At 41.6% G+C, this 16,347-nt stretch carries 12 protein-coding genes; 1 reads left to right on the top strand and 11 read right to left on the bottom strand.

The annotated features are described in order from the left end of the window. Nucleotide 1 precedes the first annotated feature (1 nt). The 8 genes from polA to citZ all read right to left on the bottom strand — a co-directional run bounded on the left by polA (nt 2) and on the right by citZ (nt 11,265). A complete protein-coding gene (gene polA / locus EDD68_RS05045) occupies nt 2-2,635 on the bottom strand; it encodes a DNA polymerase I (RefSeq protein WP_132371161.1) in 2,634 nt (877 codons plus the stop codon). Nucleotides 2,636-2,835: 200 nt separating this feature from the next. After that, the gene (gene hflC / locus EDD68_RS05040) at nt 2,836-3,765 is read right to left on the bottom strand and encodes a protease modulator HflC (protein ID WP_132371160.1); all 930 of its coding nucleotides are present in this window, start codon (nt 3,763-3,765) and stop codon (nt 2,836-2,838) included. Beyond that, nucleotides 3,762-4,724 (bottom strand): FtsH protease activity modulator HflK, encoded by a 963-nt coding sequence (hflK, locus tag EDD68_RS05035; RefSeq protein WP_243646758.1) that lies wholly within the window; start codon nt 4,722-4,724, stop codon nt 3,762-3,764. Before hflK ends, hflC begins: the two co-directional genes overlap by 4 nt. Before the next feature lie 200 nt (nt 4,725-4,924). Beyond that, entirely contained in the window at nt 4,925-6,676 is a 1,752-nt protein-coding gene (gene pnpS / locus EDD68_RS05030) for a two-component system histidine kinase PnpS (protein WP_132371159.1), read from the bottom strand. A gap of 1 nt (nt 6,677) precedes the next feature. Beyond that, complete coding sequence (locus tag EDD68_RS05025) at nt 6,678-7,379, bottom strand: response regulator transcription factor (RefSeq protein WP_132371158.1); 702 nt, start codon at nt 7,377-7,379, stop codon at nt 6,678-6,680. 318 nt (nt 7,380-7,697) lie between these two features. After that, entirely contained in the window at nt 7,698-8,636 is a 939-nt protein-coding gene (mdh, locus tag EDD68_RS05020; RefSeq protein WP_132371157.1) for a malate dehydrogenase, read from the bottom strand. Nucleotides 8,637-8,663: 27 nt separating this feature from the next. After that, nucleotides 8,664-9,935 carry an NADP-dependent isocitrate dehydrogenase gene (gene icd / locus EDD68_RS05015; protein ID WP_132371156.1) on the bottom strand — a complete coding sequence of 424 codons (1,272 nt, stop codon included), beginning with the start codon at nt 9,933-9,935 and terminating at the stop codon, nt 8,664-8,666. 214 nt (nt 9,936-10,149) lie between these two features. Beyond that, complete coding sequence (gene citZ, locus EDD68_RS05010; protein WP_132371155.1) at nt 10,150-11,265, bottom strand: citrate synthase; 1,116 nt, start codon at nt 11,263-11,265, stop codon at nt 10,150-10,152. A gap of 361 nt (nt 11,266-11,626) precedes the next feature. On the opposite strand from citZ, the gene ytvI reads away from it, so the two are divergent. Next, nucleotides 11,627-12,748: a sporulation integral membrane protein YtvI gene (gene ytvI / locus EDD68_RS05005; protein WP_132371154.1), complete on the top strand. Its 1,122-nt coding sequence runs from the start codon at nt 11,627-11,629 to the stop codon at nt 12,746-12,748. 100 nt (nt 12,749-12,848) lie between these two features. Here ytvI and EDD68_RS05000 read toward each other — a convergent pair whose 3' ends face one another. The 3 genes from EDD68_RS05000 to pfkA form a co-directional block, all read right to left on the bottom strand. Beyond that, nucleotides 12,849-13,241 (bottom strand): FxsA family protein, encoded by a 393-nt coding sequence (locus tag EDD68_RS05000; protein WP_132371153.1) that lies wholly within the window; start codon nt 13,239-13,241, stop codon nt 12,849-12,851. Nucleotides 13,242-13,407: 166 nt separating this feature from the next. Beyond that, entirely contained in the window at nt 13,408-15,171 is a 1,764-nt protein-coding gene (pyk, locus tag EDD68_RS04995) for a pyruvate kinase (protein WP_132371152.1), read from the bottom strand. Between the two features lie 19 nt (nt 15,172-15,190). Further along, entirely contained in the window at nt 15,191-16,150 is a 960-nt protein-coding gene (gene pfkA, locus EDD68_RS04990; protein ID WP_132371151.1) for a 6-phosphofructokinase, read from the bottom strand. Between the last annotated feature and the right edge of the window lie 197 nt (nt 16,151-16,347).

Here is a 16,347-nt window from a genome sequence, read left to right as displayed (position 1 = left end):
CTTACTTAGCGTCATACCATGTCGGTCCATAAGCTGTGTCAACTTTTAAAGGCACCTTTAGCTGTACGGCCTCTTCCATTTCTTCCCGGACGACTTGTTCAAGCTGTACCACTTCTTCTTCAGGAGCCTCCAAAATAAGTTCATCATGGACCTGTAAAAGCATTTTCGCTTTCATCTGTTCTTTCCTGAGTCTGTTATTTAAATGAATCATCGCAATTTTGATGATATCCGCAGCACTTCCCTGAATCGGGGTATTCATCGCTGTTCGCTCCGCAAAACTGCGGCGGTTGAAATTCCGACTTGTAATGTCCGGCAAATACCGGCGGCGCTTCATAATGGTGGTCACATATCCTTTTTGTTTCGCCTCCTGCACAATTTCATCCATGTAATTTTTTACGCCAGGATAGCTTTCAAAATAACGGTCAATAAACTTCTGGGCTTCTTTTCTCGTAATGCCAAGGTTCTGGCTCAACCCGTAGTCACTGATTCCATAGACAATTCCAAAATTAACAGCTTTAGCCTGTCGTCTCATGTTTGAATCCACTTCATCTTTATCCACATGAAAAATATCCATAGCGGTCTTTGTATGAATGTCCATGTCGTCCCGAAAAGCCTGTATTAACTTTTCATCCCCTGCCACATGGGCCAGCACCCTCAATTCAATCTGGGAATAGTCGGCAGCAAATATGACCCACCCTTTATGGGATGGAACGAAAGCCTGACGTATTTTTCTTCCCTCTTCCAGTCGGATTGGGATATTCTGCAAATTCGGATCGGTTGAGCTCAAACGGCCAGTCTGGGTAAGGGCCTGATTAAAACGGGTATGAATTTTATGATCCGCTTGATCTACAACTTTCAATAATCCTTCAATGTAGGTGGAGTAAAGCTTGCCCAGCTGCCGGTACATTAAGATTTTCGGGATGATTTCATGGTAAGGTTTCAGCTGTTCAAGCACCTCTGCTGATGTAGAATATCCAGTTTTCGTTTTTTTAATGACCGGCAGGTTCAATTTTTCAAATAATATATGGCTTAGTTGTTTGGGTGAATTTAAATTAAAAGTTGTTCCCGCCAGTTCATGGATTTCTTTTTCGATTTGATCAAGGCGGTTTTTTAAATCTTCACCCATTTTCTCCAGCCGATTCGTATCTACGGTAACCCCTTCGTGTTCCATATCACCGAGAATTCCGGCAAGGGGCAGCTCCAGTTCATGGAATAGTTCATATTGCTGATTTTCCTTTAATTGTTCAATCACCCGATCTTTCATTCGAAGCAGCATATCTGCTTTTCGTACGACGTGTTCAGACAGCGTCTTTAATTCCGGAACCTTTTGTTTGGCACCTTTACCGTATATTTCTTCATCATAGGATATATCCTTCTCATTCAGCCGATGGCTGATGGAAGGAATATCATGATGATTTTCTGCCGGATTGACTAAATACGATGCAAGTAAAAGGTCAAATGTGATTCCTCTCAGATCAATTCCTTTATTTTTAAGGGCGACGGTGATCTTTTTGGCGTCAAATAAGTATTTTTCATTGCTTTCATCCTCGGCCCACTTTTTAAATACATCGGACTGCAAAGCCGTTTCTGGTTTAAAAAAATATTTTCCGGTCTCATTCACGACCGCAAAGCCAAGGATTTTACCGTAATGATAATTTTCATCCAGCATTTCGAGAACAAAGGCATCTTTTCCTGTAAACATATCCTCTGTGATGTCTTCTGGGATGAGGTAATCCAGTTTTGATAATATTTCGGCCGGCTTTTCATTTTCATTGCTTTCGATCCGTTCCAGCAATGACTGAAATCCTAAATCTTTGAAAAGCTCCAGCACTTTCCTGTTCTCGTACCCTTTATATGTAAGATCATCCAGGTTGATTTTCACTGGACTGTGACGGTTTATGGTGACCAGCTCTTTACTCATGAACGCCTCTTCTTTATGATTCATTAAGTTTTCTTTGAGTTTTTTGCCGCTAACCTCATCCAGATGTTCGAACAATTCTTCAACGGTTCCGAATTGGTTCAGCAATTTAACTGCTGTTTTTTCTCCTACTCCCGGAACACCGGGGATATTATCTGAACTATCTCCCATCAGCGCTTTCATATCGATGACCTGATCATGGCGGATTCCGATTTTTTCTTTCAGATCGGAAGGCGTATACGTTTCTACATTTGAGATCCCTTTTTTTGTAACAGCCACTTCTACTGAGTCATCAACGAGTTGCAGCAAGTCCCGGTCACCGGAAATGATTTTCACCTTAAAATCGTTCTTTTTAGCCTGTTCCGCCATCGTACCAATAATATCATCCGCTTCATACTGATCCAGTTCGTAATGGGAAATTCCAAAGGCATTCAGAAGTTCCTTTACAATCGGAAACTGTTCGGACAATTCGGGCGGGGTCTTCTGTCTGCCCCCTTTATATTCTTTATATGTTTCATGGCGAAATGTGGTTTTCCCGGCATCAAAGGCAACCAGCATATGTGTCGGCTGCTCTTCTTCAAGCATTTTCAAAAGAATAGTGGAAAAGCCATACACGGCATTCGTATAAACCCCTTTATCGTTATTGAGCAGGGGGAGGGCAAAAAAGGCCCGGTAAAGTATACTATTTCCATCCATTAAAATTAATTTTTTGGTCATTGACCGCACTCCTTCATTCCATGTTCAAAATTCCGTTCTCAAACGGTTCCTGCTTTCCTGCTTATCGGCTACAAGCACACCAGATGGCTGACCAATCCGATGTTTTGAACGACCTGCCGGTTCAGGTTATATTCCACAAAAAAGCGTTTTTCCCTTCTATTTTATCATGTTCTTTCATAGAAGGAAAAAACGCATCTGATTTACTCAAAGTAACCTAATAGTACTCTTGTATAAGGCGAATCATGTGGCAGAATAATCGTTGTTTCTCCATTTACAACATCGGTATACGATTGCAGAGTGCGGTAGAGACGGTAAAACTCTTCATCTTTCTGGAAGGCTTCATTATAAATCTGGGCAGCTTCCTGCTCCCCTTCTGCCCGAATCTCTGCCGCTTCTCTTTCGGCTTTTGACAACATTTCTTTAACCTGACGGTCGGTTTCTGCAATAATTCTTTCTTTCTCTGCATTACCTCTGGATAAGTACTCCTGAGCGGTAGATTCCCGTTCAGAGATCATTCGCTGATATACAGATTCTTCATTGTCATTTGGAAGATCTGTCCGCTTAATTCGAACATCGGTGATTTGAATGCCGTATTTATTTTGTTCAAGGCTCTTATTTACAGCCTCTTTTACCCTGGTGTTCAAATCCCCTCGGGAAGACTTTTCATCATTAATAATTTCTTCATAGCTCATCTGTCCGAGCTCTGAACGAACCACAGAAAATATAAATTCACCCATCCTTGCTTCTGCGTTGGCAACTGTACGGGCATTGTTGATTAGATCCTGCGGGTTGGTAATGGTCCAGACGGCATAATTATCAATAATAATCCGCTTTTTATCCAGCGTATTGATTTCCTGTTCATCCATATCATAAATAAGCTGTTTATTAGGCATCACCGTAAGGGTCTGGATGAATGGTATCTTAAATTTCAGGCCGGGTTCACTTTCAATGCGAACAACTTCACCAAATTGGCGAATTACTTTGTATTCCCCTTCGCGAACAATAAATACGCTGTTTAACACAAGAACAACCAAAGCTATGATCAGAAACAAGAATATCCCGTTTTTAATAGAACTTTTATAATTAAAGGATTTTTTTTGTTCCATGTCAATGATGTTTTCTTCGGTCATGACTGATCCCCTTCTTTCTCTTCGCTTTCTTCTTTTACCGGAGGTACAGTACGTGTTTGTTCATTGCCAAGGGGCAAGTATTTGATTGTATTTCCATTTTCATCCATGACATAGATTTTTGCCTCTGGAAGAACCTTTTCAAGTGTTTCAATGACTAAACGGTCTCTTGTTACATTCGGCGAGTTGACATATTCTGCATATAGTGCATTGAAGGTTGCCACATCTCCCCGAGCCTGTTCAATGCGGGCGACCTTATCTCCTTCTGCTCTTGATATGATGGCATCACGTTCGCCATAGGCCTCTTCCATTTTCTGGTTTTCGTATTTGCGGGCTTCATTGATTTTGGTATTCATCGTTTCACGGGCATCTGTCACTTTAGTGAAGGCCTTCCTGACCTCTTCGTTCGGCAAATCAACTTCCTGCAATTTCACATCGATAATTGATATGCCTATATCATACTTCTGGATCAGACTGGTAAGTTGTGTTTGAACATCATTTTCGATCACCGATTTACCAGAAGTTAATGCTTCATCTATGGTGGAAGTACCAATAATTCCCCGAAGTGATGCAGATGTTGCATTGTAAAGCGTGTGTCTTGGATCTTCCGAGTGATATAAATATTTTATCGGTTCTGTAATTTTCCACTGAACTACCAGATCAGCCAGAACAATATTTTCATCTCCTGTTATCATTTGAATCGTATCATCTTTCTCATCATCGGGATTATAGCCAAAATCCAGACTAAAAGTTTCCTGTGATAATTTTTCGACTTCCTGAATCGGCCATGGCAGCTTGAAATGCAAACCAGGGTCGACGACAGTAGTTTCTGCTTCTCCAAATGTAAGTACGACAGCCTGTTCTGATTCATCAACGGTATACCAGCTGGTCATCAGAACAAAACCTAGGACAACAATAATTGCAATCGTACCGGACCAGATATAGATTTGTTTTTTACTCACATGTTTACCCCCTTATTTGTTTATTACAGTATGATTACGTAATAACCCATGGATCCGTTTCATGGAAAGGAATTTTTCGATTCATAACTTCTTTAACAAAAAAACGGAGGCAGCTAATGGCCTCCGTCACACAAAAACCTTGGATGAAAGGGTTTGATTCCATCTTATCACCATTCATTCAATGTTGAGTTAAGACTGTGTTAATATTTAGTAAATTTTTTCTTTAATGTAATATAAAAAGTGGTTCCTTTATTTATTTCAGACCTGACATCTATTTTACCATGATGGGCCTCCACAATATGCTTAACAATGGCCAGTCCGAGACCGGTTCCCCCTGAATTTCTGCTCCGCGCCTTATCAACTCGATAAAAACGTTCGAAAATTCTCGGCAAATCTTCCTCGGGAATACCTATGCCTGTATCTTTGATGATCAATGTAAATTCATCAATTTCATCCTTTGTGCCGATGATGACTTTACCCCCGCCAGGAGTATAGGAAATGGCATTGGTAACCAGATTCAGCAATACCTGTTTTATTCGAGAAGCATCACATTCAAATCTTATGTCTTCGTAAATATCGCTGGTAATGGTTATATTTTTGTCTGCTGCATGATAATCAACCAGTGTAAGCACATCGCTGACCATCTCTTTTAATGATACTGTTTCAATATGGAGTTCAACATCTTCTCTTTCCAGTTTTGAAAGTTCCAGTAAGTCCTTAATTAACAGCTGCATCCTCCTGCTTTCTTTATAGATGATCGTAAGAAATTCGTCCAGCAGCTCAGGGTCATCTTTTGCCCCCTCTAGCAGGGTTTCTGAAAACCCCTTGATGGAAGTAATAGGAGTTTTGAGTTCATGGGACACATTTGCCACAAAATCTTTTCTGATTTCTTCTAGTCGTTTTATTTCAGTAATATCATGGAAAACCAGTACCGTTCCCTTCCAGTCTTTCCGTTCATTGAAAATCGGTGCTCCGAACACTGCAAAGAAACGCCTCTCAATTCCACTTGAGACAACAATCGTCTGCTGCACATGATCTTCAGTCATAAAAACGTCCCTAACCAGATTATGAATCTCCTCACGGGGAAATGCGTCATAATATAAATAACCAATATAGTCAGAATACTTCCCGGAAAAGGATTCAAGAAAGGCTTTATTCACCAGATTGATATACCCTTTCTCATCTATAAGCATCAGGGCGCTCCCCATACTGTCCACAACCGCCTGCAGGCGATTACTTTGAATTTTTGAATGCAGAGTCATTTCTTGCAGATTTCGTGCAAGAAGGTTGATAGCATGGCTTAACTGACCTGCATCACCGAAGTGACCTTCATAAATTCTGGCATTGTAGTTTCCATTAGCCAGTTGGAGAGCAGTATCTGTCGCAGCTTTGACCGGCTTGACATATTTTTCATACATATTGTACCCGAAAATCAAAATAAACAGGGAAAGTGCAGCGATGAATGCAGCAAATATGATCCAGACCGTGTGAATCACCTGTGTTAGCTGTGCTGAGGAAAGGATGAGAATAACCGTGCCACTCCATTGACTGGTCTCAAATGACTGAGCTGATAAATAAAAATCATCCAAAAAAACAGTCTCTCGGCCTATTTCAAGATCCATCAGTTCCTTTATAGAACGGTCAACCTGTTCAGGTAAATAAAATAATTGATCGGTCGTATCAAGTATTTTTCCGTCATCATTTTCATGCAAGATAATCCCAATCTCTAACGCTTTACTTATTTGGACAATCGTATGTTTAAATCCAGGGGCGTCAGGATTCATGGATTCAATTGTCGATACAACATAGGAACCTTCCCGGTCCATACGCGCTTTGATGGTTTCAGTCATGAATTGCTCAATCAGCTGTCCCAGAATTAACCCGATGATAGTCATAATCAACACAATGACACTGCTAAAGATGAGAATGGGACGAATGGTTGATTTATTCATGTCACTTCGGTTCCTCCATTTTATACCCTAACCCCCGAATCGTTTTAATATAGATCGGTTTTTTTGTATCAGGTTCTATTTTTTCCCGAAGATGACTGATATGGACATCAACGATTCGAGTATCTCCGACAAAATCATAATTCCATACGGCACTTAACAATTGATCTCTTGAGAGAACTTTTCCTTTATGACGGGCGAGATACAAAAGAAGCTCAAATTCCTTCGGGGTAAATTCCAGTTCTTCTCCCTGAAAATAAGCCTCATATTGATCCGGGTATATTTCAAGGTTCCCGATTTTAATTAGGCCGGCATTTTCATTTTCATCATTTGCTTTTTTGGCCGTCCTTCGCAAAATCGCTTTTATCCTTGCTAAGACTTCTCTTGGACTGAATGGTTTCGTCAGATAATCATCTGCACCCAGCTCAAGTCCAAGCACTTTATCAAACTCTTCGTCTCTGGCAGTTAACATCAATATCGCCGTATCGATTTTCTTTTGTTTCATTTGATTGCATACTTCGATCCCGTCTACTTTAGGCAGCATCAAATCCAAAACGACGAGATCAAATGATTCCTCGTCAAGCAGTTGCAATGCGGTTTCGCCATCATATGCTGCAGCTGTATCATATCCAGCCTGTTCAATATGATAATTGAGAAGAGTAACAATGGATTCTTCATCATCCACAATGAGAATACGCGGCTTCAATATAAACACCTCTCTACTTTAGTACCTTCATCATACAATGAAAGAAACGGAATAAAAAGTAGATTGTTACAATCTTTACACCATATTTACAAAAACAGGGGCGTTATTTCTTTATAATACAGGTGATGGCAGGAAGATGAGCTTTTTAATATCTGCTGCCACTTCAACGGAAGAAAAAATAGCATTTTTAGATCATCGAGCCGTTTTCCCGGTTAACATGGGCAACCTGCATTCAAGGATGATAAGGAAGGAGGCTCGATGGCATTTCTGGAAAATAAAAAAAGGATCCGGGTAAAGTTCCCCGAATCCTGACACTTATCATTTTAAGACGTCCATTACTTTTTTTACTGAATTAGCGGATTGATCTAGTGCTGCTTTTTCCTCATCAGTGAGATCCAGTTCAATAATTTGTTCAATCCCATTCCCGCCTAAAATGGTCGGAACGCCAAGGTAAAGGTCGTGATAGCCATACTCATCTTCCAGATAAGCAATAGCTGGAAGAATACGTCGCTGGTCTTTCAAGATGGCTTCTGCCATTTCTGTTAACGATGCTGCTGGTGCATAATATGCACTTCCGTTTCCAAGAAGGTTTACGATTTCTCCGCCGCCTTTTCTGGTCCGTTCAACAATTGCATCCAGACGGTCTTTTGGAATTAATTTTTCTAACGGAACACCGCCAGCATATGAATACCGGATCAGCGGCACCATGTCATCACCATGCCCTCCTAGAACAAAACCGGTAATATCTTTAACGGATAGATTGAGTTCCCGGGCAACAAATGTACGGAATCGTGCTGTATCCAGGATGCCTGACTGACCGATGACACGGTTTTTCGGGAATCCAGATTCTTTAAATACGGTATATGTCATAGCATCAACCGGATTGGTTAGTACGATCATGTAGCATTCCGGGGAGTATTTTACAATTTCCCGAGTGACGCTCTTCATGATTTTGGCATTGGTATTGACTAGATCGTCACGGCTCATTCCCGGCTTGCGAGCAATTCCCGCAGTGATGATCACAAGATCAGAGTCCTTCGTGTCTTCATAATTGGACGTTCCAATAATATTGGCATCAAACCCCTGTACAGGACTGGCTTCCAGCATGTCAAGGGCTTTCCCTTTTGTTGGATTTTCCATATCGGGAATATCCACCAGAACAATGTCTCCAAGCTCTTTTTGAGCCATCATCAGCGCAGTAGTAGCACCGGTAAAACCAGCACCAATAACAGAAATCTTCTTTCTTTTAATGCCCATTTGAAAGACCCTCCTTAATTGACTGGCTTAGTCCATATTTTTAATTAAGGCATCGCCAAACTCAGAAGTCTTCACTTCGGTTGCATTATCCATCAGGCGGGCAAAGTCATAAGTAACCACTTTGCTGGCAATGGTTTTTTCCATCGCTTTGATAATCAGATCTGCTGCTTCTCTCCAGCCAAGGTGTTCGAGCATTAACACGCCGGAAAGAATAACAGATGATGGATTAACTTTGTCCAGACCAGCATATTTTGGAGCTGTTCCGTGTGTAGCTTCAAAGATTGCATGTCCTGTTTCAAAGTTAATATTGGCACCAGGAGCAATTCCGATTCCGCCAACCTGTGCAGCAAGGGCATCAGAAATATAGTCTCCATTCAGGTTCATAGTTGCTACCACATCAAATTCTTTTGGACGGGTCAAGATTTGCTGTAAGAAAATATCCGCAATGGCATCCTTGATAATGATTTTTCCCTCTTTTTCAGCAGCTTCCTGAGCTTTGTTTGCAGCGTCACGACCTTCTTTCTCAGCAATGCGGTCATATTCAGCCCAGGTGAACACCTGATCACCGAATTCTTCTTCTGCCACTTCATAACCCCAATTTTTGAAGGCACCTTCCGTAAACTTCATGATATTTCCTTTGTGTACAAGGGTTACACTCTTTCGGCCTTCGTTCAGAGCATACTGAATAGCCGCTCTTACCAACCGCTTGGTTCCTTCTTCAGAAACAGGCTTAATGCCGATTCCAGAAGTTTCAGGGAAGCGGATTTTATGTACTCCCATTTCATTTTGAAGGAAATCAATCACCTTTTTCACTTCGTCAGAGCCTTTTTGCCATTCAATACCTGCATAAATATCCTCCGTATTCTCACGGAAGATCACCATATCTGTATCTTCTGGTCGTTTTACAGGAGATGGCACTCCTTCAAAATAGCGTACAGGACGAAGACATGTAAACAGATCCAGTTCCTGACGAAGGGCTACGTTTAAAGAACGGATACCGCCGCCGACTGGTGTGGTCAGAGGTCCTTTAATGGCAATCTTGTATTCACGGATCGTCTCTAACGTTTCTTCCGGAAGCCATTCACCAGTTTTATTATATGCCTTTTCCCCGGCATATACTTCTTTCCAGACAATTTTTTTCTTACCCTCATATGCCTTTTCAACTGCTGCTTCAAGCACCCGGGATGCTGCCGCCCAGATATCCGGTCCGGTTCCATCCCCTTCAATAAAAGGAATAATCGGATGATCAGGTACATTCATTTTTCCATTTTCCACAACAATTTTTTCACCTTGTGACATACTAACCCCTCCTAATGTTAGCAATCATTCAGTTTTATGATAACTATTTTTAAAAATTTTTATCAAACACCCAAAGCAAGTGTAAGCCAAAGTCTTTCTCCTGTGCAAGGGGTGAGAGATAAAAACGCTGCTTCGAATCGAAAAGGTGTTCAAAAAATAGAACACATCATTTTACACATGATAGAAGCCGGATTTTCCGGCTTCATAGAATAGATTAACGCTCGTCGATTGGAACGTATGTTTGATTTTTTGGTCCTACATATTCAGCACGAGGACGAATCAATCGGTTATTTTCGTATTGCTCAAGAATATGTGCCAGCCATCCGGAAACACGGCTTACAGCGAAAATAGGCGTGAACAGATCATGGTCAATGCCCAGACTGTGATAGACAGAAGCGGAATAGAAGTCAACATTAGCCGGTAGACCCTTTTCTTCTTTCATGAACTCTTCGATTTTAACGGACATTTCGTACCATTTTGGTTCTCCGGCAAGTTTTGTCAACTGTTCGGACATTTTCTTCAAATGTTTGGCACGCGGGTCTCCTTTGCGGTAAACACGGTGACCCATTCCCATTATTTTTTCTTTCCTGGCTAATTTATCTTTAATGTAATCAATGGCACGATCTACTTCACCGATTTCAGTCAGCATTTTCATCACACGCTCATTGGCTCCCCCATGAAGCGGCCCTTTCAAGGCTCCAATGGCAGCGGTGATTCCGGAATAAACATCAGAAAGTGTGGCTACACATACACGAGATGTAAAGGTGGATGCATTCAGTTCATGATCCGCATGAAGAACGAGAGCTTTATTAAATGCTTCAATTTCAATATTTTCAGGTTCTTTCCCTTTTAACATGTATAGGAAGTTTTCAGCAAAGCCCAGGTCTTTTCTCGGAGCTACGGGCTCTTCACCATTGCGGATGCGGGCGAAAGCGGTAACGATTGCAGGCATTTTTGCCTGAAGACGAAGGGCTTTTCTCCTGTTTGCCTCCTCATTCATTTCATCCGCTTCGTCGTCATAGAGGGCAAGCATGGATACAGCTGTGCGGAGAGCTGCCATAGGGTGTACTTTTTTCACATCATATGACTTAAAATGATCAATCACTTCCTGTGGGATTTGCATATTTTCAGCCAGTTCTTTTTTCAGGGCATCTAATTCATCTTTTTTAGGCAGCCTTTTATTCCATAGAAGGAAAATCACTTCTTCAAAACTGGAATTTTCAGCTAAATCATCGATAGAATAACCAACGTATGTCAGCTGGTCATCAATTATTGAACTAATGGATGATTCAGTTGCAACTACTCCTTCGAGTCCTCTGGTAACTGCCATAACACTCTCTCCTTTTCCAAAAAATTTTTCCACTAGCACCATTTAATAAGAAAACGCTTTAAATAACTAAAAAAACTCTGCATGATATGTCCCACAGACAATTATAAACAAATTTTAATGGAATGTGAAATTTTTTATTTGTTTGGTCAGGTTCTTCAACAACATGTATACAGATCATCAAACATTCATGTTTTGCCCATGCAATCCTTTTGAGAAAATGTTTAAACATTGACAGGATTTCTTGATCAATAAATGAAACATTTTTACCTGATCGTCGTTTATATAAAAATAGCAACATTTCTCTTATTAATTGTAAAAGTATGTTAAAATATTCTCTGTAAACTAGAGAGGAGGTATTCATTTGCCTGCCATTTACCTTTATCGTTTTTTACGTCTCCTAATTGTGCTGGGAGGTGTACTCGGTCTCTCAGTGATTGTCTTTTTGCTGGCTAAATATACATACCCATTTATTTTTGCGCTATTCATAGCCTTTCTGATCAATCCGGTCGTAAATGTATTAGAAAAAAAGCTGAAAATGCCCAGAGGTTTTGCCGTCTTTCTCGTTATTCTGATCATTCTGGCCCTGCTAGGCGGGCTGATTACGATTTTAATAGTCGAGATTATAAACGGAATGACCTACCTGGCAGATGTAGTCCCCAGATATTTTGAAGACCTCGTGGAATATTTTCAAAATTTAATTGTAGCTCAGGTTATTCCTGTTTATGAGCGGCTGAGTGCTATGCTGGACACCCTTGATCCTGCTCAAAAAGAAGAAATACTGAACCAGATCAGAGATGTGGGATCAAGCATTGCAGATACAGGAAGACAGATCCTGACTGATATTCTGACCTGGATCCCAGCTCAGCTGCGTGCCCTACCAAACCTGGCCACCGTGCTGATCTTTTCTTTATTGGGTACATTTTTCATCAGCAAAGACTGGTACAAGCTCGGTGATCGCGTCCGCAAATTGCTTCCGGAACGTGTATTAACTTCAGGGGGCAATGTCTACCGGGGCCTTCAAAAGGCACTGATTGGATTTTTGAAAGCACAGCTCACGCTGATTTCCATTACAGCTGTAATTGTTTTGATCGGTCTGCTGATTCTGAGAGTAGACTACGCCATCACAATTGCTCTTATTACCGGGATTGTGGATCTTATGCCATACCTGGGTACGGGACTGATTTTTGTCCCCTGGATTCTGTATTTGTTCTTTACAAAAAACTATTTCTTAACCATCGCCATCTCTGTTCTGTATATCATAGTCATTGTCCAGAGACAGCTGATGGAACCAAAAGTTTTGTCTACCAATATAGGACTTGATCCACTGGCTACTCTCGTCGCATTATTTGTTGGGTTTCAGCTGTTCGGCTTTTTAGGATTAATCATCGGACCTGTCACACTTGTTGTGATTAATACGCTCCATCAGACAGGTGTCCTAAAAGAAATCTGGGATTTTATTCGAGGACCCGAACGGCAGGCTTAGGGAAAATCGTCAATCAAATTCCCGGCCATAGTCAAAATCGTTTCTTTACACAAAAAATCCTTCTTCATCGGCACTCCCTACCCGATGCAAGAAGGATTTTTCAGCGTCTGAATATGGTGATATTGCCCCGGTTAATCATGGACTTAATCCACTGCTTCAAAACGTTTTTAAATGGAATGCGAGAAACGGGGAATAGGAGCAAAAATCCAATGATATCTGTAACAAATCCAGGTGTCATTAACAGAACCGCCCCTATTAAAATACATATTCCATCAACAATCTCTCCAGCTGGAATCCGGCCGTATGAGAGTTGCTCCCTTGCCCTTTCCACCGTTTCCAGCCCCTGTTTCTTCGCAAGCCACGCTCCTGCTATTCCAGTAAGAATGATTCCAAATACAACAAAGCCAACTCCCCATAGCTGTCCCACCCAGAGAAATACACCGATTTCAATAGCAGACATGACTACGATTAATAAGAACAACATACGGAACATCAAAAAACACCTTCTTTTTTTTATCATACCATATGATTATACCATCGGAGGAGCAGATTCAACGATGGTTTAAACGCCAAAATACAATCACATTTCACGTTCGACATTTCTAGTGGGCTGACCTATCTCTTTAATGAAAAAAGAGGGAAAATCGTGTCTCCCTCTTTTATAGCACACTTGCATGTCCCTGGTAAATATCGCCTTTCGAAGGGTCGATGGTGATTTCATCCCCATCTTTGATGATTTTGGTTGCATTTTTCACACCGACAATTACCGGAATCCCAAGACTCAGTCCGACAACGGCAGCATGAGAAGTTAATCCGCCTTCTTCTGTGACAATCCCTCCGGCTTTATTCAAAGCTGGCATCATGTCTTTGTCTGTACCATACGCAATGACGATGTTTCCTTCTTTTACTTTGGTAACGGCTTCTTCGGCATTTTTGGCTACAACAGCTTTTCCGAATGCGCTATGCTGGCCAATTCCCTGTCCTCTTGCGAGAATGTCTCCGACTACATGAACCTTCATTAAGTTCGTTGTTCCGCTCTCACCTACAGGTACCCCTGCTGTGATAATCACCCGGTCGCCCCGTTTAAAGATGCCCGTTTTCAGCCCGGAATCAATCGCAATCTCAAGCATTTCATCGGTAGTATGTGCCCTTCTGCTGGGAACTGGGGTTACACCCCAGACAAGGGAGAGCTGGCGATTAACTGATTCATTCGATGTGATAGCTACTATAGGTGCTTTTGGGCGATACTTTGAAATCATCCGTGCGGTGTGCCCGCTTTCGGTTGGAGTAATGATGGCACTCACATCCAGCACCCGGGCAGTATACGATACACACTGGCTAATGGCATCGGTAAAGGTCATGCCAAGTTGATTCGTCATGTTCACGAAATGACCCGTCTGATAGTCCATCACCTTTTCAACATGTACCGCTATTTTAAACATCGTTTTAACCGATTCCACCGGATATAATCCAGCAGCTGTTTCTCCAGATAGCATAATGGCATCAGTACCGTCGAAAATGGCGTTGGCCACATCACTGGATTCAGCCCGGGTTGGCCTCGGATTACGCTGCATGGAATCAAGCATTTGAGTAGCCGTAATAACCGGTTTTCCTGCTTTGTTACATTTTTTGATCAGATTTTTTTGCACAATCGGAACCTCTTCAGCAGGAATTTCCACACCCAGATCTCCCCTGGCTACCATAATTCCATCACTGACTTTTAAAATATCCTCAATATTTTCTACCCCTTCACGGTTCTCAATCTTAGGTATGATTTTAATATGTTCAGCCTGGTGTTTCTCCAGAAGTTTACGTATTTCAAGCACATCTGAAGGGCGGCGGACAAATGAAGCAGCAATAAAATCGACGCCTTGCTCAATCCCAAACAGTATATCCTGTGCATCCTTGTCAGTAATTCCTGGTAAATCCACACTTACATTGGGAACATTGACACCTTTTTTATTTTTTAATACACCGGCATTGAGAACGCTGACCTTGATTTCATTTTGTTCTTTTAAAATGTCAATAACCTCAAGTTCAATTAAACCATCATCAAGCAAAATTTTTGAACCGATTTCCACATCATTGATTAAGCCACTGTAAGAAACCGAAAATCGTTCGGAAGTCCCGACGGTTTCTTCCATAGAAATGTACACTTCTGCCCCTTCTTTGAGTTCTACTTCTCCGTTCTCAAGGGTGCCTGTCCGAATTTCTGGCCCTTTGGTATCAAGCAGGATCGCAATATTTTCACCGGTACGCTTTGCTGCTTCGCGTATATTTTTGATCCGGTTCCCGTGCTCTTCATGATCCCCATGGGAAAAGTTTAGTCTGGCGACATTCATTCCTGCCTCTATTAACTGTACAAGTGTATCTACTGATTCGGAGGCAGGACCGATCGTACATACAATTTTTGTTTTTTTCATATCCATCCTCCTAACGATTCTAAATGGAAAGTTCCTGCGAAAGCTGGTACATAGACAGTTCAGGGATATGGCTCTGGTTTAATGCTTCTAAAATATCATGATCTTTCAATTGATTGTTCTGGATTCCTACCATTCGCCCTGCTTTTCCTTCCAATAATAAATCAACTGCTTTTGCACCTAAACGGCTGGCCAGAACTCGGTCATTGGCTGTTGGTGATCCCCCCCTCTGGGTATGTCCGAGAACCGTCACCCTCGTTTCAAAGCTGGTTAATTCTTTAATCTTTTCACCGAATTCCATGCCGCTTCCTACTCCTTCTGCCACAAGGATAATGCTGTGGCGCTTGCCCCGTTCATGTCCCCGTTTAATCCGGTCAACTACCGATTCAACAGGTTCATTTTTTTCCGGAATGATAATACTCTCTGCCCCTGCAGCCAGCCCGGCCCAGAGTGCCAGATCCCCCGCATTTCTTCCCATGACTTCAATGATATATGTACGTTCATGGGATGTAGCGGTATCTCGAATTTTATCGACTGCCTGAATAACTGTATTTAATGCCGTATCAAAGCCGATTGTAAAATCCGTTCCCGGGATGTCATTATCGATCGTACCTGGCACACCTATACATGGAAACCCTTTTTCTGTCAACTTGCTGGCCCCCCGGAACGATCCATCACCGCCAATCACAACAAGACCTTCAATTCCATATTTCTTTAATTGTTCTATAGCTTTTATCTGACCCTGTTCAGTCTTAAACTCTTCACTGCGGGAAGTATAGAGAATGGTTCCGCCTTTTTGAATGATGTCTCCTACGCTTCCCAATTCCATTTTTTCTATTTTCCCTTCGATTAATCCCTGATAACCGTAATAAATCCCGAATACATCCAAATCATGATAAATCCCTTTACGGACCACCGCACGGATGGCAGCGTTCATCCCTGGAGCATCTCCTCCGCTTGTAAGAACAGCAATTTTTTTCATCCCTCATCACCTCTATCGATTGAAAAAGTATCCCCATTCAAAGATAAATCTAATTCTGACAGAAGACAACAGGTTTAGAAAAAGGACAATCAGATTTTGTCAGTTAGAACAAAATGACTGACGGAAACAGCTGCTGAATTCGTAAAACTGCACAACTGATTTTCTGCCATTTGAAAAAAATCGTGCAATCACAAAGA

The organism is Melghiribacillus thermohalophilus, assembly GCF_004342905.1.
Classification (GTDB): Bacteria; Bacillota; Bacilli; order Bacillales; family Alkalibacillaceae; genus Melghiribacillus; species Melghiribacillus thermohalophilus.
The sequence above is the reverse complement of the archived record's forward strand: the minus strand, read 5'-3'. Positions and strand labels throughout refer to the sequence as shown.